The sequence below is a fragment of the Desulfopila inferna genome, from assembly GCF_016919005.1.
Classification (GTDB): domain Bacteria; phylum Desulfobacterota; class Desulfobulbia; order Desulfobulbales; family Desulfocapsaceae; genus Desulfopila_A; species Desulfopila_A inferna.
In genome coordinates this window covers 253,710-276,755 of the sequence record NZ_JAFFQE010000007.1, presented here as the reverse complement: position 1 = coordinate 276,755, position 23,046 = coordinate 253,710, and the positions used below count along the sequence as shown (strand labels likewise).

The 23,046-nt window shown below is 50.6% G+C and carries 20 protein-coding genes; 6 read left to right on the top strand and 14 right to left on the bottom strand.

What is annotated here, in order from left to right:
• Positions 1–156: 156 nt before the first annotated feature.
• From JWG88_RS17330 to JWG88_RS17315, 4 genes are all read right to left on the bottom strand, one after another.
• On the bottom strand, positions 157–1,272 hold the full coding sequence (locus tag JWG88_RS17330; protein WP_205235057.1) for an ABC transporter substrate-binding protein: 1,116 nt from the start codon (positions 1,270–1,272) through the stop codon (positions 157–159).
• Between the two features lie 292 nt (positions 1,273–1,564).
• The gene (locus JWG88_RS17325; RefSeq protein WP_205235056.1) at positions 1,565–2,695 is read right to left on the bottom strand and encodes a 6-phosphofructokinase; all 1,131 of its coding nucleotides are present in this window, start codon (positions 2,693–2,695) and stop codon (positions 1,565–1,567) included.
• A 143-nt stretch (positions 2,696–2,838) separates the two neighbouring features.
• Positions 2,839–3,978 (bottom strand): SO_0444 family Cu/Zn efflux transporter, encoded by a 1,140-nt coding sequence (locus JWG88_RS17320; protein WP_205235055.1) that lies wholly within the window; start codon positions 3,976–3,978, stop codon positions 2,839–2,841.
• Between the two features lie 20 nt (positions 3,979–3,998).
• Complete coding sequence (locus JWG88_RS17315) at positions 3,999–4,349, bottom strand: ArsR/SmtB family transcription factor (RefSeq protein WP_205235054.1); 351 nt, start codon at positions 4,347–4,349, stop codon at positions 3,999–4,001.
• A 265-nt stretch (positions 4,350–4,614) separates the two neighbouring features.
• Between JWG88_RS17315 and rsmI the strand changes: the two genes are divergently transcribed.
• From rsmI to JWG88_RS17285, 6 genes are all read left to right on the top strand, one after another.
• Entirely contained in the window at positions 4,615–5,487 is an 873-nt protein-coding gene (gene rsmI / locus JWG88_RS17310; protein ID WP_205235053.1) for a 16S rRNA (cytidine(1402)-2'-O)-methyltransferase, read from the top strand.
• A gap of 19 nt (positions 5,488–5,506) precedes the next feature.
• A complete protein-coding gene (locus JWG88_RS17305; RefSeq protein ID WP_205235052.1) occupies positions 5,507–7,138 on the top strand; it encodes a hypothetical protein in 1,632 nt (543 codons plus the stop codon).
• A 273-nt stretch (positions 7,139–7,411) separates the two neighbouring features.
• Complete coding sequence (trpB, locus tag JWG88_RS17300) at positions 7,412–8,647, top strand: tryptophan synthase subunit beta (protein WP_205235051.1); 1,236 nt, start codon at positions 7,412–7,414, stop codon at positions 8,645–8,647.
• Positions 8,648–8,740: 93 nt separating this feature from the next.
• Positions 8,741–9,508, top strand: coding sequence for a tryptophan synthase subunit alpha (gene trpA, locus JWG88_RS17295; RefSeq protein WP_205235050.1), 768 nt, complete (start codon positions 8,741–8,743; stop codon positions 9,506–9,508).
• A 5-nt stretch (positions 9,509–9,513) separates the two neighbouring features.
• The gene (locus JWG88_RS17290) at positions 9,514–11,292 is read left to right on the top strand and encodes a M3 family oligoendopeptidase (RefSeq protein ID WP_205235049.1); all 1,779 of its coding nucleotides are present in this window, start codon (positions 9,514–9,516) and stop codon (positions 11,290–11,292) included.
• A 72-nt stretch (positions 11,293–11,364) separates the two neighbouring features.
• A complete protein-coding gene (locus tag JWG88_RS17285; protein WP_205235048.1) occupies positions 11,365–12,318 on the top strand; it encodes a D-2-hydroxyacid dehydrogenase in 954 nt (317 codons plus the stop codon).
• A gap of 24 nt (positions 12,319–12,342) precedes the next feature.
• Here JWG88_RS17285 and JWG88_RS17280 read toward each other — a convergent pair whose 3' ends face one another.
• From JWG88_RS17280 to JWG88_RS17235, 10 genes are all read right to left on the bottom strand, one after another.
• A complete protein-coding gene (locus JWG88_RS17280) occupies positions 12,343–12,720 on the bottom strand; it encodes a RidA family protein (protein ID WP_205235047.1) in 378 nt (125 codons plus the stop codon).
• A gap of 77 nt (positions 12,721–12,797) precedes the next feature.
• Positions 12,798–13,979 carry a M24 family metallopeptidase gene (locus tag JWG88_RS17275; protein ID WP_205235046.1) on the bottom strand — a complete coding sequence of 394 codons (1,182 nt, stop codon included), beginning with the start codon at positions 13,977–13,979 and terminating at the stop codon, positions 12,798–12,800.
• Positions 13,980–14,063: 84 nt separating this feature from the next.
• Positions 14,064–15,050 (bottom strand): threonine/serine dehydratase, encoded by a 987-nt coding sequence (locus JWG88_RS17270; protein ID WP_205235045.1) that lies wholly within the window; start codon positions 15,048–15,050, stop codon positions 14,064–14,066.
• A 311-nt stretch (positions 15,051–15,361) separates the two neighbouring features.
• Positions 15,362–16,657, bottom strand: coding sequence for a TRAP transporter large permease (locus tag JWG88_RS17265; protein WP_205235044.1), 1,296 nt, complete (start codon positions 16,655–16,657; stop codon positions 15,362–15,364).
• Positions 16,654–17,235 carry a TRAP transporter small permease gene (locus JWG88_RS17260; RefSeq protein ID WP_205235043.1) on the bottom strand — a complete coding sequence of 194 codons (582 nt, stop codon included), beginning with the start codon at positions 17,233–17,235 and terminating at the stop codon, positions 16,654–16,656. Before JWG88_RS17260 ends, JWG88_RS17265 begins: the two co-directional genes overlap by 4 nt.
• A gap of 75 nt (positions 17,236–17,310) precedes the next feature.
• Positions 17,311–18,360 (bottom strand): TRAP transporter substrate-binding protein DctP, encoded by a 1,050-nt coding sequence (dctP, locus tag JWG88_RS17255; RefSeq protein WP_240194540.1) that lies wholly within the window; start codon positions 18,358–18,360, stop codon positions 17,311–17,313.
• A gap of 84 nt (positions 18,361–18,444) precedes the next feature.
• Positions 18,445–19,641: a M20 metallopeptidase family protein gene (locus JWG88_RS17250; RefSeq protein WP_240194539.1), complete on the bottom strand. Its 1,197-nt coding sequence runs from the start codon at positions 19,639–19,641 to the stop codon at positions 18,445–18,447.
• Positions 19,642–19,679: 38 nt separating this feature from the next.
• Positions 19,680–20,408 carry an aspartate/glutamate racemase family protein gene (locus tag JWG88_RS17245; RefSeq protein ID WP_205235041.1) on the bottom strand — a complete coding sequence of 243 codons (729 nt, stop codon included), beginning with the start codon at positions 20,406–20,408 and terminating at the stop codon, positions 19,680–19,682.
• A 117-nt stretch (positions 20,409–20,525) separates the two neighbouring features.
• Positions 20,526–21,701 carry a M24 family metallopeptidase gene (locus JWG88_RS17240; RefSeq protein WP_205235040.1) on the bottom strand — a complete coding sequence of 392 codons (1,176 nt, stop codon included), beginning with the start codon at positions 21,699–21,701 and terminating at the stop codon, positions 20,526–20,528.
• A 48-nt stretch (positions 21,702–21,749) separates the two neighbouring features.
• Positions 21,750–22,988, bottom strand: a complete 1,239-nt coding sequence (locus JWG88_RS17235) for a Glu/Leu/Phe/Val family dehydrogenase (protein WP_205235039.1) — start codon at positions 22,986–22,988, stop codon at positions 21,750–21,752.
• Between the last annotated feature and the right edge of the window lie 58 nt (positions 22,989–23,046).

Genomic DNA, 23,046 nt, shown 5'->3' with positions numbered 1-23,046 from the left:
CTGCGGAGCTGCACAAGTGTTTAGGAGGCATGAAAAGGAGTAGATTTTAATATACATTGCGTCAGACGAGCAGGGCGTGAGACACTAGCCGATTAAACCCGGATAAGATCTTGAGACAGATTGTCTTCTCCAAAATGAAAAAAAATCTGCAACTTACTAAAGTGTCACTACTTTACCATTGTCAATCTGCAGCAGGAAGTAATCCCGTTCGGCATCGCCATACCGATCGAAATGAATTTTTCCCTGAACGCCTTCATAGGGGCTGTTGCTTAGAATAAAATTCTTCATGTGCTCAGCAGAAGTCCCTTCCTCCAAGGCCTTAAGGAGGATATTCGTGGCATTATAGGCATAGGCCGAAGCAAAATCGGCCGTATATCCGAACCTATCCTGGAATCTTCTCTTGAATTCAAGATAGACAGGGGCAACGCTGTTACGATCAAAGGAGTGAAAAATTTCCAACCCTTCCACGGCCTTTCCGCCATATTCTAAAATATCTTCGGTAAGCGCCCATTCACTGGCAATCCTGGGAACCTTCACCCCTAGTTTGGCGAGCTGCTGGCTGATCATTGCAGTATCCAGGGCATTGGCGAGAATGACCAGACAATCCATCTTCTTTTTGGAAATGACCCTGGCTAGTTCCAGAAAGTCGTAGCCATTGGTGGAGATATAGCTGAGTCCTTCGATTTTTCCGTTGCCAAGTATCTCATAGTGTTCCTTTAACGTCATATACCATGATTTCGTATAGGAACTGTTACCTTTGTCATATATGACGAAAATATTTTTATAGTTTTTTTCCAATGATACATATTCAGCTGTTTTGATAGCTGCTATGGAGTTTTCAGGAATGACTCTAAAAAAATAATCGTCCAGGTTGGCGAGTTCACTTGAACTCACTGTTGGACTGATTGTGGGAATTTTATATCTGTTTATCTCCGGCACGACTTCGAGGGCCATGGAGCTGGTCATTGGGCCGACAACAGCCACAACCTGTTCTGCCATGAGATCGGCGATGGCTTCCCGACAGACCAGCTTGTCCTGCCGGTCATTACGAGCGACAAGTTCAATGCCCCTGCCGCCGACACCACCCTGACTGTTAGCCTCTTCAATAGCAAGCATAGCTCCGTCTCTACCGTGAATACCCATATCGGCAACCCGCCCGGAAAGACCGGCGATCAATCCAATTTTTATGGTTTCCGGCGATGAACATGACCCCAGCAAAACAAAGGATATTACAATGAAGGCCATCTGGGTGGTCTTTAGGAAAAACTTCAATAGCTGCTCCCTCCTTGAGAAGAGAATATCCTTTTCTCCTTCCCGCTCATCTAAGTGGTTCACAACATGGAACTTTCATTATTTTATAAGTTTTTCAGGTACATACTACATTCTTTATATGTATCGGTAGCAGTTATACCAATCTTTAGTCCGGATATTTCAAGTTCCTGAACCCCGGGTTAGAAATGACACCAGATAAAAAATCCCGGCCACTGGATGGTGACCGGGATTGCATAATCGTTTTTTCTCAGAGATTATAGTGAACCTGGATATCATCCTTGGAAAGCATCACTCAATCGCCAAGACACGTACCTACCCTTCTGGCGCTCAGCAGCCAGCTGTGATCAAGAGGCACCAGCGATCGCTTCCCGACAACCTCTTCCAACGGAACCGCTGCGGTTCCCTGGCCTTTAACAGCAATCATCGCACCGGAAACACCCTCTTCAATATACTGGATGCAAGCGCTGCCGAGGCGTGTCGCCAGAACCCTGTCGGCAGCCGACGGAGTGCCGCCCCGCTGCAGATGACCGAGAATGGTGAGTCTGGACTCCAAACCTGTCATTTCCTCCAACTCCTGAGAAAGCCGCAGGGTATTGGTGCGGTGCAGGACGGAAAATTTTTTCAACTCTTCCGTGACTGTCTTTTTAAGCTTGGAGTCTTTTTCCTCCTTGGCCTTAAGCTTTAATTCCTTAAGCTTGACAAGCTCTATGTGATCCATTTTAGACAGGGCTCCTTCAGCCACCACAACTATACTGAAATTGTTACCCCGCTGCTGACGTTGCCGTATGGCTTTGGCTATCTCAACGGTATCAAAAGGAATCTCAGGAATAAGGATGACATCGGCCCCACTGGCTATGCCGGCGCCGAGTGCCAGCCAGCCGGCATTATGTCCCATGACCTCGACCACAATAATTCTATGATGGCTATGCGCGGTAGAGTGCAGCCGGTCGATGGCTTCGGTGGCTATTTCCATTGCCGTGTGAAAGCCGAAGGTAACATCGGTGTTGGCCACATCGTTGTCAATGGTCTTGGGCAAAGTGAGTATATTCAATCCTCTCTGAGCAAGGCGGTAGGCATTTTTCTGGGTCCCTCCACCGCCCAGGCATATCAGCACATCGAGGTTATTGCGGTAATAGTTGTCGCAGATGACATCGGTCATATCGACAGTTTCAGCACCCACAGGCATCTTGTGCGGCTTATCCCTGCTCGTTCCGAGGATAGTCCCTCCGAGGGTGAGGATGGAAGAAAGAACCTGCAGATCCAACCGCATGATCCGGTTTTCCATAAGGCCGCGAAAGCCGTCACGGAAGCCGATAACATCCATACGATTGCTGTGGATGGCCGATTTGCCGATTCCCCGTATTGCCGCATTGAGCCCCGGACTATCGCCTCCGGCCGTTAAGATTCCAATATGTTTATTCATCTTCCTTTAACTGCTCAGTTTGGTTGATCTCGAATAAAGTCATCGAAGTTGTCGGGATGGACCCTGCTGTAGCTCTGACTTCAAGAGCTTTCGAGAGTCCAGTAGTTTGAAAACCATATTCATAAGAGAGACATCGCCGCAGCTTACTGCCTTTTTTTCTGTGCCTTCCCGATGGCAGGAAAATCACAGAAAGAGGTTGTATTAGGCTTATCGTCTTTATGCAACTTCTTTAAAAGCTCCCAGAACGGTCTTAGAGAAAGCAGGACCAAAATTATACTGGCTGCCACCTTGATCGGATAAGGAACGATCTCACCGGCCTCTCCGATAATTGCCACCGGTGAAATCCCGATTAGCCTGTAGAGAGCATCCACGCCCAGTCCAAAAAGAATGGCCATTACCGAGAGCACCAGGAGATAACGTACCACGCTTTTCTTTCCCAATATACCAATCAGAACAGAAAGCGAAGTGATATTTGTTGCCGGACCCACAAGAAGAAAAACCAGGGCGGCTCCAGGACTTACTCCCTTTAAAATCAGGGCCGCCGCAATCGGAGTGGAAGCGGTGGCGCAGATGTAGAGCGGAATGCCGAAAACCAGCATGAAAAGCATGGAAACCAGCCCGCCGCCGAACCAGCCGGCCATGAATTCACTCGGCACGAGTGCTGTAATAATCCCTGCCAACAGGAGACCAACAAAAAACCACATGACGATATCGCCCCATACATCGACTACTGCATAGCGCAATCCTGCTTTCATTTTTTCAAAGTAGGTATGGTGTCTCTTATGAACCTCCGGAGGGCAGTCGATGCCGTCGCAGCAATTATCCACGGGACAGTTGTTGGCCGCTTTTACATCTGCCTGAGCAGAGGAAAAGGACAGAAAATTCTCCAGCGCACCTGCCGTCATCGCGGTTATAAATGCGGCAACCGGACGGATGACAGTCATGATGGGGTCGAGCAGGGCATACGACACGGCAATGGAATCAACGCCTGACTCCGGCGTGGAAATCAAAAATGCCGTGGTAGCTCCTTTGTTGGCACCCTGCTTCTTCAGTGATGCTGCCGCCGGCAGCACTCCACATGATCAGAGCGGCAGCGGCACTCCAAAGAAAGCGGCCTTGGCAACAGAGGAATATCTCCCCCGGCCCAGGTGCTTGAGAATCAGGTTGGGATTCAAGGTCACCTTGAGGAGGCCGGCAATCACAATTCCGCCTAATATGTATATGGAAGAGTCCAGGAGAATACTCCACGACTCTAAAAAAATTTGATAAAGTGCTTCCTGCATGTCGTTCCTTAATTCTGCTTTTATTCTCGTATATGCTCAAGTCCCGTGTCAATCATTTCTTTAACATGGTTATCCGTGAGCCGGTAATACAAAATAGTTCCATCCCTTCTGTTTTTCACCAGTCGGGAGCCACGCAGATAGCGGAGCTGGTGGCTGACGGCTGACTCGGAAATATCAAGAAAAGCGGCAATATCGCAGACGCACATCTCCTGCTGAGCCAGGGCCATCATAATCTTCAGTCTGCTGGGGTCGGCAAAGGTTTTAAAAAAAAGTGCAAGATCAACCAGCTCCGCTTCCTCAAGGGAGGAATCTTTCGCCATTGTCACTTTTTCCATGTGAATTATTCTGGTGTCACATTTATCTGGTGTCATCGTCATCCTAAATACTGTTTGTATATGCATGTATGCTCATATAGTACAATTGAGATTTTTTTTGTCAAGAGAAACACGCCTGCACCAAGAGATCCCCTGATCTCCAAAGATAATCAGAGCGCAAGGCGCTGTTAAGGTCTAGTGCTAGAGCAGAGAAGGTTTCTTCAGCGGCAGCAGGAAAGGGATGCATTTTATACCTATATTGGTAGAATGTCACTAATGGAACAAGTCAGTATAAGATCAACAAAAACCGTGTAAATTTACCATGCATGATAGCACGTCAGCCAAAACAGGAACACTCTATATTGTTGCCACCCCCATCGGCAACCTTGAGGATATAACTCTGCGTGCCATTCGCATCCTTAAAGAGGCAGACTATATCGCAGCAGAGGATACGCGTCATACCAAGAAACTCCTCAATCATTTAGGCATTGACACCAACCTCATCTCCTACTACCGGGAGCAGGAGCAGCAGCGGGCTGAACAAATTGTCCGTTTCCTCGAAGAGGGGCAGGATGTAGCGATTGTCACCGATGCCGGTACACCGGCTATTTCCGACCCGGGAACCGTCGTTGTGCGCAAGGCTCGGGAACGCGGCTTGAAGATTGTTCCCATACCGGGGCCATCGGCGCTGACAGCCGCTCTCTCCTGTGCGGGTATAGAGGAAAAAGCTATCATGTTTCATGGTTTTGCGCCTGCGAAAAAAACTCAGAGAAAAAAGCTTCTGCAGACCCTGCTTCATGCAGACTATTATGCAGTATTTTATGAGTCTCCCCACAGGATAGAAGGATTTCTTCAGGATGCCATCGCTGCCTTGGGAGATCGCCAGATATTCATGGCTCGCGAACTCACCAAAAACTTCGAGGAGCTGCAACAGACATCACTTTCGGAATTGATCGTAATTACCTCCTCCAGGAAAAGTCGCGGTGAGCATGTTCTCATCCTGGCTCCGGCCGATGCTGTACCTTCTAAAGAGATGGATATTGATGATCTCATTCTCTGGTATAGGGACCACTCCTCGCTATCGCTGAAAGACAGCTGCAAAACACTCGCGGCCGATCTGGGAGTATCGCGCTCAAAACTATACAAAAGAGCGCTGCAGCTCTGGTCTGATGACGAAGGTACTGGTAATTTGTAAAATTAAATAGACGACGGACATGACAACGAAAAGCTATTATAATTGCGTGACTCCCCCCGGTAAGTTTATCTATGGAATCCATAAACCTTCTTACCCTGTCGCCAATCTTCGCCGGGACACCAGGATCGAAGCACTGGGGATTTTCCAGGATGGCGCCGAACACCTCAACGTCGCTAATTATCCTGACGGAGATGTCGCGGTTGACAAAGCCAACTGGATAATTGAGATCCCCAATCCCCTGCCCTTTCGAGGAACTACTTTTATCGACAAGATCTGGGCCGATAGGATAGCCCGGGATCTCTCAGCCATAGCCATTCCCAAACTACAGTCTTTTTCCTTTAGACATCTGCTGGAATCCTATGATATCGATAATGATTTTCTCTCAGCCCTGCCGCGCCCGCTTCTAATGACCCTGGCAACCTGTTCCAACGACCCGGCCGACCTGCGGCAACTCGCCGAATTGAGCTGCAAATTAACAGTCGATCAATCAGGAAACAGAGGGTTGTACTACAGCAAAATTACCGACGGAAGGATCAAAGCTGAAATTTATGACCATGATCTTTTCGAGGCTGTCGCTAACAATCCGGCCCTGCCTGATGCCTATAAAAGGGCAATGGTGCTGCGACCCGGTGCTCAGGGCACCAGTGAAATCATCGGCGAGTGGACAATAGCAGGGCAGAGCCATATCTTCGAGTACCTGCGCCGCAACTCCTATATCGCCGGCGGACATTTTGCCGCCAATATGGCCGATGACGCCGTCCGTTACTCAATCGGCAGCCTGAAAGAAAAAGACATGAAGGGCTTGAGACACCTTTACTACCAGCGCCTCTATGTGCGTCTGGCCGGATTGCTGGGCTTCGAAAATCTGCAGAAAACACCCTTCTCCGAGGAACAGCTCGAAGAACTACGCCTTAATCTTCTGCAGAAAATAGATATGGAGGAGTGCAAAAACCACGCTATTCTCTGGGGCTGGAATTTCGGCTTCGACTATTCGCCGACGGATTATCGGTTGCATGCCTCCCACCAGCAGATTCATCAGCAATACGCTGTCGTACCCGATCTTGTTGAAACCTACTGCGGTGGAACCGTTGCCACAGGCAGCATGCCGGCCTTCAGTAACGGAGATATGATCGCTGGGGTTATCGAAGAGTATCAGCGCCATTGCCAGAGCGATTTCTTTGCCGATTACTATAGAGCAATCACAAGCAACCTGCGGATGGACGGTCTTGCTGAGCTGCCCTGCTCTCTGATTGTCTGGGAGGATGACAATGTCATGATCTTTGTTCCCAAGGCCCAGACCTCCCAGTGGGAGCTGCAAATCATGACCAAACCGGACGCCGAGGGGCGTTTTCCCGGCAATATCCTGGAAACCGACAATAACTGCCGCAACTCGCTCAACCTTGCCATCCTCAAAGCCCAGCAGGTCCTGGAAAAACTCGGTGCACGACTGGTTACTTCGATTGAATACTCCAAACGGATAGCTGAGAGGACACGCTTCAACCAGCCGTTGCTCTACGCACTTCTGCCCAAGCTACCCTTCTCTCCAGGCGCCTTCAGCGAGGCGCAGCTCCGTTTTATCAGCAGACACTACCCCGAAGATTTTGCGGCAGCCTGCAGAAATCAGCTTGATGGCACGGCAAAGGACTCTTAATTGTATATCTGTTGGAACGTCTGCCAAACTTGGAGACCTGGATAACTCTGATATGCCCGAAACCGGTAATACAGAGAAAAGTGTCTCTCCTGAAAACAGCCATTGCCCGTAAATTTCTATTCTTTCTTGTTAATTTTTGGCAAATTGGTGTAGATTTCAGCAATAATCAGTCCCTCAGGAGAAGTTCCGCAAACGGGACTTTGCAAATTGTCAATACAAACGAAAAACAGCGGAATATACTAAAAAATGCCGATGCAGGACGGAGATATGAATATGGTGAAGAAAGGATATTTTGGCAGCTGGGGAGGCGCTTTTATCCCCGAGGTGCTCCATCAGACATTTAAGGAGCTTGAAGAGTATTTCAGCCAGGCAAAAAACGACCCGCAATTCTGGCAGGAATATCTCAAGGTAATGTCCACCTATTCTTGTCGGCCTACACCCCTGACCCATGCCGAAAACCTCTCCAGACATTTCGGCGGAGCCCAGATCTACATCAAGCGGGAAGATCTCAATCATACCGGCGCGCATAAAGCGAACAATGTCATGGGCCAGGGCCTTCTGGTAAAACGCATGGGCAAAAAGCGGGTCATCGCAGAAACAGGAGCAGGGCAGCATGGCATGGCCACCGCCACCATGGCCGCTAAATACGGTTTCGATTGCACCATTTATATGGGAGAAGTCGATGTCCTCCGCCAGCGCCCCAACGTCTTCTGGATGGAAAAAATGGGTGCCACGGTCGTTTCCGTTAAAGATGGGTCGCGAACCTTGAAAGACGCCATCAACGAAGCCTTCCGCGACTGGGTAACCAATGTGGACACCACCCACTATGTCTTCGGCACCGCCTGCGGACCAGCGCCTTTCCCGGAGATGGTCTCCTGGTTCCAGTCCATAGTCGGCAATGAGGCAATAGAACAGATCCTGGCACAGCATGGCCGCAAACCCGTCCGAATCTATGCCTGTGTCGGCGGAGGCTCCAATGCCATGGGGGTTTTCGGCCGTTTCCTCGATGAAGAAGGAGTCGAGCTGGTCGGTGTGGAAGCAGGCGGCCGGGGAATCGATACCGGCAAACACGCGGCCAGGCTCTGCGGCTCCGATGCTTCACCGGGCGTGGCTCAGGGATACCGCACCATGTTCCTGCAAAACGACGACGGCCAAATGCTTGAAACACACTCGGTGGCGGCCGGTCTCGACTATGTCGGTGTCTCCCCCATTCTCTCCGATCTCTGGGAGAGAGGCAAGGTACGCTTCGAGTCGGCAACCGACGCAGAAGTGATCGAAGCGCTCGATCTGACCATGAAAAAAGAAGGAATTATCCCAGCGCTCGAGTCGGCTCACGCTTTTGTACAGGCTTTCAAGGAGGCTCCGGCACTGTCGCCGGACGATGCCGTCATTATCAATATGTCCGGCCGCGGCGATAAGGATATTTTCACCATTGCCCACGCCTTTGACGATCCCTCCTGGAAAAAGTTCATCATCCAGCGAGGCCTTGAATACAGCAAAAGCAAATAGTTGCTCCGGTCTGAATTACTTTTTCCAGAGTTCATCCCGGCAACTTCAATGACTTTTTACGAGATTATCTTATTTAAAAAAATATGGTGAATCATGCATCTTGAAGACCGTTTGATAAATATGCGCAGGGAGAAAGACATCCTGCTCATGACCCACATTGTTTTGGGCTACCCTTCTTTTGAAGCTAACCGGGAGGTCGTTCGGCAGATGGTTGAAAACGGCGTGGACTGCATTGAAATGCAAATCCCCTTTTCCGAGCCGATGGCCGACGGGCCTGTAATCATGAAGGCTAATCTCGACAGTCTGAAACGAGGAACCGAGGTAAAGCAGTGTCTGCTCTTTGGTGCCGAGATGGCGCGCACCCACAATATCCCCTTTCTCTACATGACCTATTACAACATCATTTTCAAATATGGCGAGAAAGAATTTATCGACGAATGCGCCGCCTCCGGCATAACCGGACTGATTGTCCCGGACTTGCCTCCTGAACAAAGCGACGGCTTTTTTTCCTATGCCGCCGAGCAAAACATCTCTACTATACTTATCTATTCACCCACCTCCACAGATGAACGCCTGGCGGAACTGGACAAAGCGGGCAGTGGCTTTATCTACTGCATGGCCCGTCGCGGTGTTACCGGCAGCAAATCCGAACTCGATGATACTTTCGATACCTATCTGCAGCGCTGTCGAAAGGCGACAGCAAAACCTCTTGCCGTAGGATTCGGCATTCGATCACGTGAAGACATAGCGGCCCTCAAGGGCAAAGCCGATATGGCGGTAATTGGTTCTGAAACAATCCGCCTCGTCGATGCCGAAGGCGCCGGCAGTGTCGGCCAGTTTATCACAGATTTACGGAGTTAATCTCTATGACTACGGAAAAATCCCTCAATGAGACACTGAAAACCGTTGATATTCTCTGGAATCTTGAAGATCTCTACGCCGGCGTTGATGATGAGGCCGTTGGAGAAGACAGCGAATGGTGCAAAAAAGAAGGAGCCGATATTGCCGATAATTATAAAGAAAAATTGGCATCCCTCTCCGCCGAACAACTCAATACTCTGGTCGGCCGTCTGGAAAACCTGGAGAGCAGACTCGGTAAGCTCGCCACCTTCGCCTTTCTCAATTTCACCACACAGGTGGACAACGCCAAAGCCGGTGCTTTTTATCAGCAGATACGCGAACTGATCAGCGAGGTTGAGACCGGCCTTGTTTTTTTCGAGTTGGAATGGAATGAACTTCCCGCCGATCATGTGGAAAACATCCTTCAGGAAAATATACTCTCTCATTACCGCCACTATCTCAGATCCATGCGGAGATATCGCCCCCATCTGCTTTCTGAGAAGGAGGAAAAACTCCTCATTGAAAGAAAGGTCGTGGGTCGCAGCAGTTGGAACACCTTGTTTGAAAAGGTTTTCGGAAACCTGCGCTTCGGAGAAAAAAAGCGCACCGAAGAAGAAGTACTCACCGAGCTTTACAGCAACAGCAGGGAAGTGCGACAGCAGGCTGCTGCTGAATTGACCGAAGGACTGCGGAGTCAGAATCATATTCTTACCCATATTTATAACACCCTGGCTGCGGAAAAGATGATTACCGACCGGCAGCGCAAATACACCTCCTGGGTCAGTTCGATGAATCTGGAAAACCAGCTGCACGACTCCACCGTGGAGTCGTTGGTTGCGGCAGTAACTGATCGGTACGATATCGTCCAGCGTTATTATTCAGTTAAAAAGGAGCTGCTCGGTCTGCAGGAGCTCTATGATTACGACCGTTATGCTCCGCTTCCGGCCCTGCCCACAAAGCAGGTGGATTGGCAGGAAAGCCGCTCAATCGTTCTTGATTCGTTTGCCGATTTTTCGCCGCAAATGGCAGATACGGCGAGACTTTTTTTCGAGAAAAATTACATCCACGCACCGGTAATTCCCGGAAAACGAGGCGGTGCCTTTGCCCATCCCTGCGTTCCTGAAGTCCATCCATACGTTATGGTCAATTACACCGGCAGCCTCAGGGATATTTCCACCGTGGCCCACGAACTCGGCCATGGCGTCCATCAGGTAATGGCGGCTGAAAACGGATATTTTTATAGCGACACCCCTTTGGTTCTGGCCGAAACGGCTTCGGTTTTCGCTGAACTTCTGGTTTTTCGAGCACAGCTCGAACTTCTTGAGAACGACGCGGAAAAGAAGGCCTTTATCTGTCAGAAGCTGGAGTCGATCTTCGCCACGGTTTTCCGCCAGACCGCCATGAACCGTTTTGAAGAGGCCATGCACCAGGGTCGCCGTGAAAAGGGAGAGCTGAGCAATGAACAGCTCAGCGGTTTCTGGCTGGAGACACAACGAAAAATGTTCGGGAAATCCGTCACGCTGACCGAAGACTACGGCATCTGGTGGTCCTATATCCCGCACTTTCTCGCCACTCCAGGATATGTCTACTCCTATGCCTTCGGCGAGTTGCTTGTGCTGGCACTCTACGGCATCTATGAAAGGGAAGGCGCTCCCTTCATTGAGAAATATTTTGACCTGCTTCAGGCCGGCGGCTCGGATACACCATACAATCTACTCAAACCCTTTGGCATCGACTTAAATGACAAATCCTTCTGGAATCAGGGGCTCAACCTGATTGACTCCATGCTCAAGGAAGTGGAATAGAGCCCATCATTATGCACAGGAGCGTGTCCGGGAAGAGGCATTCCCGGATAGGCTCCAGAATGAGGTGGATCAATGAACATCGTCGTTCTCGACGGCTATACCCTGAATCCGGGCGATCTTGACTGGCAACCGCTTGCAGCCCGAGGCAACCTCCGGGTATATGACCGCACCCCTGAAGAGCAGATTCCTGAACGAGCCCAAAAAGCGGAGATTCTCTTCACCAATAAAACAGTGCTTTCCGGGTCAACACTCGAGAAGTTGCCGGCTCTGCGATATATCGGTGTGCTGGCAACCGGGTATGATGTGATCGATATCGAGGCCGCTCGGCAGAGAAATATCGCCGTCGCCAATGTTCCCGGCTATGGTGCCGAATCCGTGGCCCAGATGGTCTTCGCCCATATCCTTCATATCACCAATAATGTAGCACAGCATTCCCATGACGTCATTGCCGGAGGGTGGGGCAAAACCAGTGACTATTGTTACTGGCTCACACCCCAGGTTGAGCTTACAGACAAGGTTATGGGCATCATCGGCTATGGCAGGATTGGCCGCGCTACGGCAAAGCTGGCCAGGGCCTTTCAAATGAAGCTGTTGATACATACCCGAACAATTCCCAAGGATCTGCCGGATAACAGCCGTCATGTAGAACTTGAAGAGCTGCTCGCCACCTCCGACATCATCACCCTGCACTGCCCCTTAACCGAACAGACCAGGCAGCTGATCAACCCGGGAACCATTGGGCTGATGAAGGATTCCGCTATCCTGATAAACTGCAGCAGGGGGCAGCTGGTCGATGAGGAAGCATTGGCACAGGCGCTTAATTCAGGAAGAATACGGGCAGCCGGTCTCGATGTACTTTCAGAGGAGCCGGTCAGGCAAGCAAACCCGCTGATCGGCGCCGACAACTGCACCATAACACCCCATATTGCCTGGGCTACACGGGAAGCAAGGACCCGACTCCTGAACATCGCGGCCCAGAACCTTCAGGCCTTTCTTGAGGGAAAAAGTACCAACCGCATCATCTAAACCTATCTCGGCCGGAGATCTGTTTTAAGCCCCGGCAATTACCTCGATTTCCACATCGAGCCCATCATCGAGGTCGCGTACACCGACGCAGTTGCGGGCGGGCCGGTCTGTCGGAAAAAATTTCAGATAGGCGGTGTTCATCTCGTTCTTATGATCCATCGTGCTGAGATAGATATCGACCCGCAAAACCTTTTCCAGACTGGAACCGGCCTCTTCCAGAATGGTCCTGATGTTGGTCATTATCCGCTCGGTCTGGGCAGCCACGGAATCGTGTATCGGTTTATTGGTTTGCGGATCTTCGGAAGTCTGGCCTGAGACAAAAATGAGATCGCCGTATTTAACTGCCTGGGAATAGGGTCCCGGTTCAGGGGCCTTGTCGGTGTATATGATTTCCTTCTGCATTGGTCTTCCTATTTTGTTATTGATTTTTGGGGCTCGCTGCCCCCTCTGAAATACTTTATATAAAGGTCTTAAGAACCTTACTTTACAAACAACCGCCTCTCAAAATCTACAAACAATTCGCAGCCCGACTCTGTAACAAGAATCGGTTCACTGCACTCAAACCCATAGGTATCCAGCCATATACCGGGCATGAAATGCAGGGTCATGCCAGGTTCGAGGATGGTCTTGTCCCCCGGCCGCAGACTGACGGTGTGCTCGCCCCAATCCGGGACATAGTTCAAGCCGAAGGAATAGCCAACCCGGGAAGGCTTGACCACACCGGTATGGGCAATGGCCTGTCGCCAGCGCTCTTCCACCGCTTCGGCGGTAACTCCAGGTCCGATAAATTCAAGGGTCTGCTGCAGTCCACCCACGACACCATCGGCGGTTTTCCTGAGATCTTCAGGCGGATCACCAAGGTACAAAGTACGTGACAGCGGCATATTATATCGATGCCTGGCACCGGCTAACTCCAGCATAACGACGTCGCCCGAACGGTACAGCCGATCGGGCTCAAAGGTCAGATGAGCGGCAGCGGTTCTTAATCCGGAGGGCATGATTGGAAAAATAGCTGGAGATGAACCACCATAGGTTTCCGTCCCGGCAATCTGGGCACGGCATACCTCGGCAGCCGCATCCTTTTCCCACACCCCGGGCGCAATGGTCTCGATTGCCGTCCGCATTACTTTTTCACAGATCACGGCGGCCTCGCGCATATAACCGATTTCCGTTGTTGACTTGACGGTTTTCACCCAGTTTACCAGATTAGTACCGTCCAGCAGTGTCGCCTCCGGCAGTTCCTGCTGTAAGGTCAGGTACATGCGGGCATTAAACCAATAACCATCCATTTCCAAGCCAAGACGTTTGGCAGACAGTCCTCTTTTCTCCAGGAGATCGGCCACAAAACACATGGTATGGGTGTAGCGTGATTGGACATAGTAGTCGGGATAACCGACAATACAGTCATCGGGCAGCCAGCAGGTCTGCCGGGCTCCGTTGGCATCCTGTTCGCGACCGAACCATAGCGGATTCTCCTCCCTCAGATCGACTATGACGCCCTGATGAACATAAAACGACCAGCCGTCGTAACCCGTAAGATAGTTCATATTGGCAGGGTCGATTACCAGCAGGACCTCGATACCTTCATGATCCATGCGCTCCTTTACCTTTCCCAGGCGATTTAAATATTCCTCTCGGGAAAACAATAACTTCTTCTGCATTTCTTCACCCCTTTTGCACACATCGTTAGGTCTTGCAGTTCTTCGGTAACTCCCTTTTCGGCCCGCGCTTTTGCTACCTGCAGCTCATCGTTTCATTCTTTCCTCAATCGCCTTGAGATAAACGGCTGAATCGATAGTGGAGCCGGAGAGCAGAGCCACCACCCGTTTACCCCTCACTTCCACCAGACCGTTGAGCAGCGCGCCGACCCCCACAGCCGCCGCACCCTCGACAATAAGCCTGTGCTTTTCGAAGATGTGAAACATACCGTCTTTCACCTGTTCTTCGCTGACACAGACATGGTCATCGACATACTGCTGCACCAGCGGCATGGTGTAGCGGTTATCCATGCCGATTCCGCCGAGCAGGGAATCGGCCAGGGTATCTTTCTCCTCGATCTCCACAGGCCTGCACGCCTTAATGCTATGAAGCATCGCCGGTGATTGTTCGATGGAGATGCCAATCACATAAATCATGGGATTAATCGATTTTGCCGCCATGGCTATACCGGCCAGCAGCCCTCCACCCGACAGTTGAACCAGAAGGACATCGGTCTGCGGCAGCTCACTCAAAATTTCCGTGGCAATGGTTCCCTGACCGGCGATGATCAAAGGATCGTCAAAAGGCTCCACCCTGGTAAGTCCCTGCTCTTCGGCAAGCGCACAATAATGTCTTTCCGCCTCATCCTGGGAAGCGCCTTTTACCTCGAGCTCGGCCCCTATCGATCTGATCATCTCCACCCGATAGGTAGGAACATGTTCGGAGAGACACACCACTGCCCGAATATTTTTCTGCGCCGCCACGAAGGCAACCGCTTTGCCATGATTGCCGGTGGAAAAGGTGATCACTCCCCTCTTCCTGTGTTCATCGTCAAGACTGAGAATCTTGTTGGTGGCCCCTCTTACTTTGAAAGATCCGGTATGCTGCAGACATTCGAGTTTCAGATGAACATCGGCGGCACCGCATGTTTCAGCCAATGCAGCATCAGAGATAAGCGGCGTCTTCCAAACCATATCCCTAATCCGCTGCCGGGCCTTATAGACATCATGGAAACTGGGCATTTCAATTGTCATATCGCAATCCTGTCTTGTTAATATCTCGTAAAAACATCGAAGCTGCCTGAATATATAATAAAAGAAAGATAACTATTCAGGTTGATCCGCATTATTTGGTCAACCACCAGCCTGTAACTGTTTAACAGTGCGCCATATGTCAATAAGCAGGCCCGTTAGCAATACAGTGGGTATGCTGGAGGCTCTGATCGTGGACAGATGGTGTGCTGCTGAATAGTTACAAAAAAAAGTTCGATCTACAATGAAGTAGATCGAGCCTTTTTCAAGTCAATCATATTTTAAAGTGTTCCTACTTGTACTTTGCGCTTTTTTCAAAATCCTCCGCCCATTGCCATATTCGGCAGCCACAAGGCAATTTGAGGAAAGGCTACCAGGAGAACCGTTGCCAGCATCAGTATCAGTAAAAACGGCAGGGCGTGCCCTATAACTTCAAGATAAGGCCTCCTGAAGATAAGCTGGGCCGTAAATATATCGCAGCCGAACGGCGGTGTCGCCGAGCCGATGGCGGCCTGCAGGGTTACCAGTGTTCCCAGTAAAATGGGATCCACTCCGGCACCTTCTACATAAGGTTGGAATACCGGACTGAGAATAAAAATGGCTACTATCGGATCAACGAACATGCAGGCGACGAAATACACCACGATAACAATGGTGATGACCCACAGCATTGAAGGATCCGGACCGAAAAGCGGCGGCAGCAGTTGCGCCGGAAGCTGCAGAAAACCAATAAGAAAGGAAAAGGCCTGCCCCGCACCGACAAGTATAAATACTACGCCGGTGATCACTCCTGTCTGCAGGAAGGCGTCGATAATCCTCTCAAAGGTGAGACTTCGATATATAACCGTTTCCAGAAGAATTGCGTAAAGCACTGCGGCAGCGGATGCTTCTGTCGGACTCAATATCCCTGTGTAGATCCCACCGACGATAATCACCGGGAAACCCATTACCGGCAGACCTCTCCTTACCGCATTATAGCGCTCGCCCCAGCTGGCCCTGGGCAGCGTCGGGATTTTATTGAACTTTGAATAGCCATAACAGTAGATGGAAAACATCACAAGAATCATCAGGCCGGGAAAAATACCGGCCAGAAAGAGCATGCCGATGGAGGTACTGGTGGCTACGCCGTACACGATAAAACCGATGCTTGGCGGAATCAGGAAGGCGATATCGCTGGCATTGATGATCAGCCCCAAAGTAAAAGGGCTTTTGTAGCCGGCTTCCAGGAGCATCGGCCGCATGGTTCCGCCGATGGCGGCAACCGTAGCCTGGGTTGATCCTGAAACAGCGCCGAAAAGCGTACAGCTGGCGTTGGTGGTAATTGCCAAGCCGCCGGGAAAATGACCGACAAAGACCTTGAGCATATGAATCAGCCTTTTGGCCGATTCCCCCGAGGTGATAATAGTGGCTGAAAGAATGAACATCGGCACGCATACCAATGCCGGCGGCGTCACTCCCGCAATGACCTGCTGCACCATGGTAATGATCATCCTGGGGGCAAAATCCGGCATGTACACAAGCAGATAGAGGATGAGAGAACCCAACAGGGTAACCATGAAGGGAAATCCGAAAAGCAGCATGGTTGCCAGTGAAACAGCAAAGAGTATCATATCGCTCCTCCGATTTCTTCATCTTCATATTCGCTCTGTTGATCCGGAGACTGCCAGGGATCCTTTTCAATCAGATTTTTCAGAATCGTACGAATGTACTGAATACAGGCGAGGCCGAAGCCGATGGGTATGATTACATAAAATGTCCATGACGGCATGCGCAGAGCAGGCGTCATGTGCTGCATTGCCATGGCATTCATCAGATATTTCCAGGAAGCCCAGGTCATTATGGCCATCACCAGGGCGCTTATAAGGGATATAATGATAATGAAGACCTTTTCCATCTTCGGAGGCATGGAATCGAGAAAAGCTCCCATGCGAATATGGCGGGCCTTGCGGACTCCATAGCTGACCCCGGTGAAGGTTGTCAGCATCACCAGGAATTTTGATATCTCTTCGGCAAAATATATACTTTGAAAAAATGTCCGGGCTATAACGTTGGTGATCAGTAATATGGCCAGAGCGCCAACACATGTTACCAGGACAGAGACTTCCACTGCATTGACCACCTTACCGATAGTCCGATTAACACGCCGCAGAACGCCAATTTTCACAGGAGCTTTACTGTCTGTTTTCATGGGTTTTTCTTCGGTCTTCCGGAACAATCTTGCCCTGCCGCCGCACACAGGCAACGACAGGACGGTAACGCCCCGTTATTGAATATTGAGCGCTTTTTCTGCACCTTTGATGTCGTTGAGCAGTGCATCCAGGATCTGGTCGGCCCCTTCGCCGCCGATTTTTCGATATTGTGGATATACCGTTTCAGCCTTCTGCTTAAATTCTACGATGGCCTCATCATCAAGAACATGGAATTTCAAAGAAGACTTGTCTTTCTTCATCTTTTCCATATCTCCCTGATTACGTTCGGTGATCCATTCACCTGCGGGAATAATGGAGTTGATCCAGAAATTGCGCATCTCATCCTGGGCCTCCTTGGTCAAACCGTCAAAAAACTTCTGGTTTGCCGTGGGAATGCCGATAAAAGGTTCGCTTTTCAATTGGGTGACATAGTCCTGAACTTCATAGAATTTCATGCTGTAGATAGCAAACAGGGGGTTCACCTGAGCATCGATCAAACCCATCTGCAGACCACTGTAGACCTCTCCATAGCTCATGGGAGTCGGACTGGCCCCATAAGCCTTGTAGGTCTCGACCAGCAGCTTGGATGACATCAGTCTGAGCTTGAGTCCATTCATGTCTTCCAAAGAGTTGATTTCCTTGTTTGAGGTAACCCACTGCCAGCCTTCAAACATGATTGACAGGGGAACCAGATCATTTTTTCGGAAGGCATCTTCGAGCAAGGGCATGAAATCGCCATTGCGGACAGTCCAGTCAAGGACCTGAGGGACTTGTTCCGTCGGGAAAATATAGTTCAGGGCAAGAGCCTGAGCCTGGGGAACGAAAGAGCTTATCCAGGCATGATCGGAAAAAACAAAATCAACAACACCCATCTGAGCCAGTTCATTGATATCGCCGGTGGTGCCAAGCGTACCATAGGGGTACACCTCGATATTTATCTTGCCATCGGACCATTCTTTCATGTGCTTGGAGAAATTATTGGCCCAGACGGTCATAAAGTCGCCCTCTATCTCCTCCGATGCCAACTTAGCATTTACCGGGGGGCCTGTATAATTCGCGGCACTAGCTATTCCAAATACTGAAATAGCGCAAAGTGTAAGTGAAGCCATCATAAACTTTTTCATGGTGTTACTCCTTTACTTTAGTTCTTTATTTAATGCGGAGCTGAATCTGATCAAATTTCATTTGTGGATCGCTCTTTTTTAGTGTCACCTCCTTTTCTCTTCCCTGCCTCGGTTGAAATAGTGCAGCGCTGCTCTCACATACATGGCAACACCGTTTGTCAAAACATCTTCATCAATATTAAATCTGGGATTATGGTGTGGGAAATCGGTTTCCTTGAGATGATTACCGGCACCCAGAAACATAAAAACACCAGGAACCCGCTCACTGAATTCAGAAAAATCTTCACTGGCAATGGAGATATTGTCGACCAGGCTGCTCTCTTCGGTGAATACCTCTCTTGCCGCTGACTTGGCGACTTCGACCATTGCCGGATCATTTATCAGAGGAGTGTTTTCATGTTCTATATTGATCTCACAGGTACACCGGTGAGTTGCGCAAACCTGCTCGGCGATACGGATGAAACGTTCCGTCGGCTGCTCCACGCTATCAGGGCCTCCCTTATAAATAAAACGGATAGAACCTTCCAGTTCCACACTGTCAGGGATGATATTGCTCTTGGTGCCACCGGCAATTTTGCCAAACATGATCAAAGTGGATTTAAGATTGCTTATCTCTCTGGTCTGAATCATCTGCGTAGTCTGGATAAGATTTGCCGCGGCCAGAATAGGGTCTATCGCTTTTTCAGGCAGGCCCGTATGGCCGCCTCTTCCGAAAATTGTCAGCTTGAAAACATCCAGTCCGCCCATCACCGCTCCGGCGGTAATTCCAATTTTGCCGGATTCCAGAGATGTCCACACATGGATACCCAAGACTGCATCGACTTTGGGTTTTTCGAGTACACCTTCTTCCACCATGTAAATGGCGCCGGCAATTTCCTCGTTTGGCTGAAAAACAAATTTGATGGAACCACGGATATCCTCGCGACGGTTCACCAGGATTCTGGCAGCCATCAGCAACATGGCCATATGTGCGTCGTGGCCGCAGGCATGCATCACTCCGGGGTTTTCTGACGCATAGGGAATGTCATTTTCTTCCTGAATCGGCAGGCCATCCATGTCAGTCCGCAGCATAAGAGTCGGGCCGGGCAGCTCTCCTTCCAGCACGGCAACGACTCCGGTTGTCGCCATACGCTCGGTTTCAAGTCCAAGCGCCTGCAGGTAGGTTTCCACGATCTTGGCAGTACGGTGTTCCTCAAATCCAAGTTCAGGATGTTGATGAAAATCCCGCCGCAGGGAAATTAATTCATCCCGGCACTGTTCAATTTCTTCGTGTATTTGCATGGTATTCCACCTTGATAATATCATGAGGAGAATTTTTGTTAAATGAAACCGTGGTACTTTTTCTTCACAACAGCGGAAAACACAAAATTGATCATGGTGATATAGTCAAAAACAGGCAGGTCAACGGCCTCCTGTATAGCAACACCATAGGGCGGCAGCAGGCTACACTCCAGGAGCAGGCAGGCAACCTCACTATTGGCCGCAACTTTTTTTGCAGCGGCAACAATCTCTTCCTGAACCGCGGCAACATCCAGTTCACCGCTTTCCTCTATGGCAAAACGATAAAAGCTGGGGCAACTCTCAAGCCCTTCAATCACCAGGCGACTACCCTCCGAGACTCCAACCGCTGTCAGCAGAGAGCCATCGAGACTCGTGCCATCGGCGGTCAGAATTCCTACCTTGCGTCCCTCACCGATAATTGTAAGAATAAAGGGAATCTGTAGAAGACTAGAGAGGAATACGGGAATATCGAGTTCTCTGGAAAGCCTGTTTTGATGCAGCGCCATAAAGCCGCAGTCTCCTGTAATAGCCCGGACTCCCTGATGCATCAGATCTTTGGCGGCGGAGAGCAATGAAGGATAAATAGAGGGATCCTTGCCGATGGCCCTCGCCACCGTGAACCCCTCTACCTTTTTATAGCGAACCGGAAAATCATAGGTGGTAGCATTGGCCACATCGCCCGGAATAAAAGGAACGGAAGTATCGAGTAAAAGTATACCGATAGCCTCGCCGCTTGAAATCCGGCCTTTTCGCGTGTGATAAATCATGATGATATCCTCTCCGCTTTACAGTGGTATGCTGTTGTGTAGCTATTGTGAAAGTCTGCTTTTAATCACAGTCTAAAATGAAGCCTCCAGGTACCTTGAATCGAACATTATGCCCGGTCATCCCTTGACAAAGAGTTTTCTAGGCACATCGGCAAAAGTTTCGCAGCCATTTTCGCTCACTCGGAAGGATTCACTGCACTCGAAGCCATAATTGTCCATCCACATTCCCAGGATCATATGAAAGGTCATATTCGGCTGCAGAACGGTGGTATCTCCCGGACGCAGGCTGGCGGTATGCTCTCCCCAATCCGGTGGATAATTGAGTCCCATGGAATAGCCGATACGTGATTCCTTCTCCAGGCCTGCCTTGGCTATATGACGCCGCCAGACCAGCTCCACCTCCTCTGCACGCATTCCCGGACGGATACTTTCCAAGGTCAGGTTCAAACCATCTACGGTCTGCTCGGCCAGTGCCACCAGCTTTGCCGGCGGATTTTTGCCAAGATAGGCGGTGCGGGCGATGGGGCAGTGATAGCGGTGCCGGCAGGCGGCCAGCTCCAGGTTGACCATCTGCTCATCCTGATAGGGCGCATCCGTCCAGGTCAGGTGGGGTGCGGAGGTTTTCTCCCCGGTGGGCATCATCGGCACGATCGCCGGATAATCCCCACCGAACTCCGCGGTTCCTGACATCTGCGCCTGATAGACCGCGGCAACGGCATCGCATTCACGCACACCGGGTTGAAGACGGTCAATCGCTGTAGACATGACCTTGCCGGCAATAACACCAGCCTCGCGCATGAAACCTATTTCAGCATCGGATTTTATCAGACGAATCCAGTTAACCAGCAGATCACCATTGACGAAACGGGCATCACCCAGACTTTTTTGCAATTCCGCATAGGAACGGGCGGTAAAGTAATAGGCATCCATCTCAACCCCGATTGTCCTGCTGCCCCAGCCGCGCTCTCGAATTCTGTCTCCGACAAAATTGAGAGGGTGACGCTCGAGCGACTGAACATATCGATCCGGATATCCGATAATATTTTCCTCATCCAGAAAGGTTGTGTGCCTGGCTCCGGCCGCGTCCATGCCGCGACCGATCCACAAAGGCCGCTCCTCGTCAACGGCCAGCACCACGCATTGGGGAACATAGAAAGACCAGCCGTCGTAACCGGTGAGATAGTTCATATTGGCGGGATCGGAAACCACCAGAACCTCCACACCAGCCTTTGACATGCTTATTTTAGTCTTTTCAATCCTTTGCAGATATTCGCCTTCTTTAAAAAGTGTCAATGCCGTATCTCCTTGAATTTGAATAGCCTGTTTCACCTGAATGTTACCTTAAACCCATCCACGCAGCTTCATCGCTTTTTCCAGCATCTTCAGGGCATGAATCCAGGCGCCATCCCTCAGGGAAACGCCTCCTGCCTCTGCAGCCCGCTGCGCCGCACATCGATACGCCTCGAGGATACGGTTTTCCAGCTGTTTATTGACCTTCTCCAAATCCCAATACTGATCGGTAAGCCCTTGGGTTCTCTCAAAATGGCAGACAGTAGCTCCACCGCTGTTGGCAACAACATCGGGTACTATAATCACACCCTTGTCATGAAGAATGGCATCGGCTTCGGTGGTCACCGGGCCATTGGCACCCTCCACGATCAGCCTGGCTTTGACGCCGGCTGCATTTCCCTGATGAATCACGCTCTGTACTGCTGCCGGCACCAGGATATCGCAATCCAGGGCGAACAGCTCTTCGTTGGAGACCGGTGTAGCTCCAGGAAAACCCTCAACCTTTCCGGTTTTGGCTACATGCTCACGCAGGCCGGCGATATCAAGACCACCCTCGGCATAAATGCCGCCGTAGACATCGCTGACGGCGACAATGCGGCAACCGGTTTGCATCAACAGATCGGCAAGAGCCGAGCCAACCTGACCAAATCCCTGTACCACCGCTGTAGATCCGCTGACATCCAGCCCCATATCCTTTGCCGCCGCCATCAGCGTAATGAAAACACCGCGTCCTGTGGCCTCTTCACCACCCAGAGAGCCACCGAGAATCGCCGGCTTATCGTTGAGCGCCGCCGGACAGTGCTGACCGGTTATCTGCTCATACTCATCCAGCATCCAGGCCATGGCCTGCTCGCCCGTACCGATATCGGCACCGGGGACATCGGCCCAGGGACCCTTAGGCTGAAGATTTCTGATAAAGGCCCGAACCAGCTGCTCCATATCCCGTGAACTGAGCTTTGAGGGATCAGCCTTGATGCCGCCCTTGGCTCCGCCGGCGGGAATTGCTGCAGCACAATGCTTGACCGTCATAAACAGTCCCAGCGCCTTGATCTCGTCCAGGGACAGATCGGGACGAATCCGGGTACCGTTGCGGAACGGTCCGAGCGCGTCGCAATAATGCACGCGATAGGCCTGGAATACCTGGAAACTGCCGTCTTCCAATTTGAGGGGAATACGAAACTGCTGTATACGCTTGGGCTCCTGAAGAATATCGAGCACACGCGGATTGATCCCGCCTAGTTTTCCGGCGCGATTAAGCGTCTGAATTGCTACCTGAAATACATTGTCCATGAGTCAGTTCTCCTGTAATGTCAAACTTCGCTGTGTTAAAAACAGCGCTGAGGGCTAA

Excerpts from the sequence above, each read along its gene's own strand:
- JWG88_RS17325 (WP_205235056.1), bottom strand. The coding sequence starts at position 2,695 with ATGAATAAACATATTGGAATCTTAACGGCCGGAGGCGATAGTCCGGGG.
- JWG88_RS17315 (WP_205235054.1), bottom strand. The coding sequence starts at position 4,349 with ATGACACCAGATAAATGTGACACCAGAATAATTCACATGGAAAAAGTG.
- rsmI (WP_205235053.1), top strand. The coding sequence starts at position 4,615 with ATGCATGATAGCACGTCAGCCAAAACAGGAACACTCTATATTGTTGCC.
- JWG88_RS17305 (WP_205235052.1), top strand. The coding sequence starts at position 5,507 with ATGACAACGAAAAGCTATTATAATTGCGTGACTCCCCCCGGTAAGTTT.
- trpB (WP_205235051.1), top strand. The coding sequence starts at position 7,412 with ATGGTGAAGAAAGGATATTTTGGCAGCTGGGGAGGCGCTTTTATCCCC.
- trpA (WP_205235050.1), top strand. The coding sequence starts at position 8,741 with ATGCATCTTGAAGACCGTTTGATAAATATGCGCAGGGAGAAAGACATC.
- JWG88_RS17290 (WP_205235049.1), top strand. The coding sequence starts at position 9,514 with ATGACTACGGAAAAATCCCTCAATGAGACACTGAAAACCGTTGATATT.
- JWG88_RS17285 (WP_205235048.1), top strand. The coding sequence starts at position 11,365 with ATGAACATCGTCGTTCTCGACGGCTATACCCTGAATCCGGGCGATCTT.
- JWG88_RS17280 (WP_205235047.1), bottom strand. The coding sequence starts at position 12,720 with ATGCAGAAGGAAATCATATACACCGACAAGGCCCCTGAACCGGGACCC.
- JWG88_RS17275 (WP_205235046.1), bottom strand. The coding sequence starts at position 13,979 with ATGCAGAAGAAGTTATTGTTTTCCCGAGAGGAATATTTAAATCGCCTG.
- JWG88_RS17270 (WP_205235045.1), bottom strand. The coding sequence starts at position 15,050 with ATGACAATTGAAATGCCCAGTTTCCATGATGTCTATAAGGCCCGGCAG.
- JWG88_RS17265 (WP_205235044.1), bottom strand. The coding sequence starts at position 16,657 with ATGATACTCTTTGCTGTTTCACTGGCAACCATGCTGCTTTTCGGATTT.
- JWG88_RS17260 (WP_205235043.1), bottom strand. The coding sequence starts at position 17,235 with ATGAAAACAGACAGTAAAGCTCCTGTGAAAATTGGCGTTCTGCGGCGT.
- dctP (WP_240194540.1), bottom strand. The coding sequence starts at position 18,360 with ATGAAAAAGTTTATGATGGCTTCACTTACACTTTGCGCTATTTCAGTA.
- JWG88_RS17250 (WP_240194539.1), bottom strand. The coding sequence starts at position 19,641 with ATGCAAATACACGAAGAAATTGAACAGTGCCGGGATGAATTAATTTCC.
- JWG88_RS17245 (WP_205235041.1), bottom strand. The coding sequence starts at position 20,408 with ATGATTTATCACACGCGAAAAGGCCGGATTTCAAGCGGCGAGGCTATC.
- JWG88_RS17235 (WP_205235039.1), bottom strand. The coding sequence starts at position 22,988 with ATGGACAATGTATTTCAGGTAGCAATTCAGACGCTTAATCGCGCCGGA.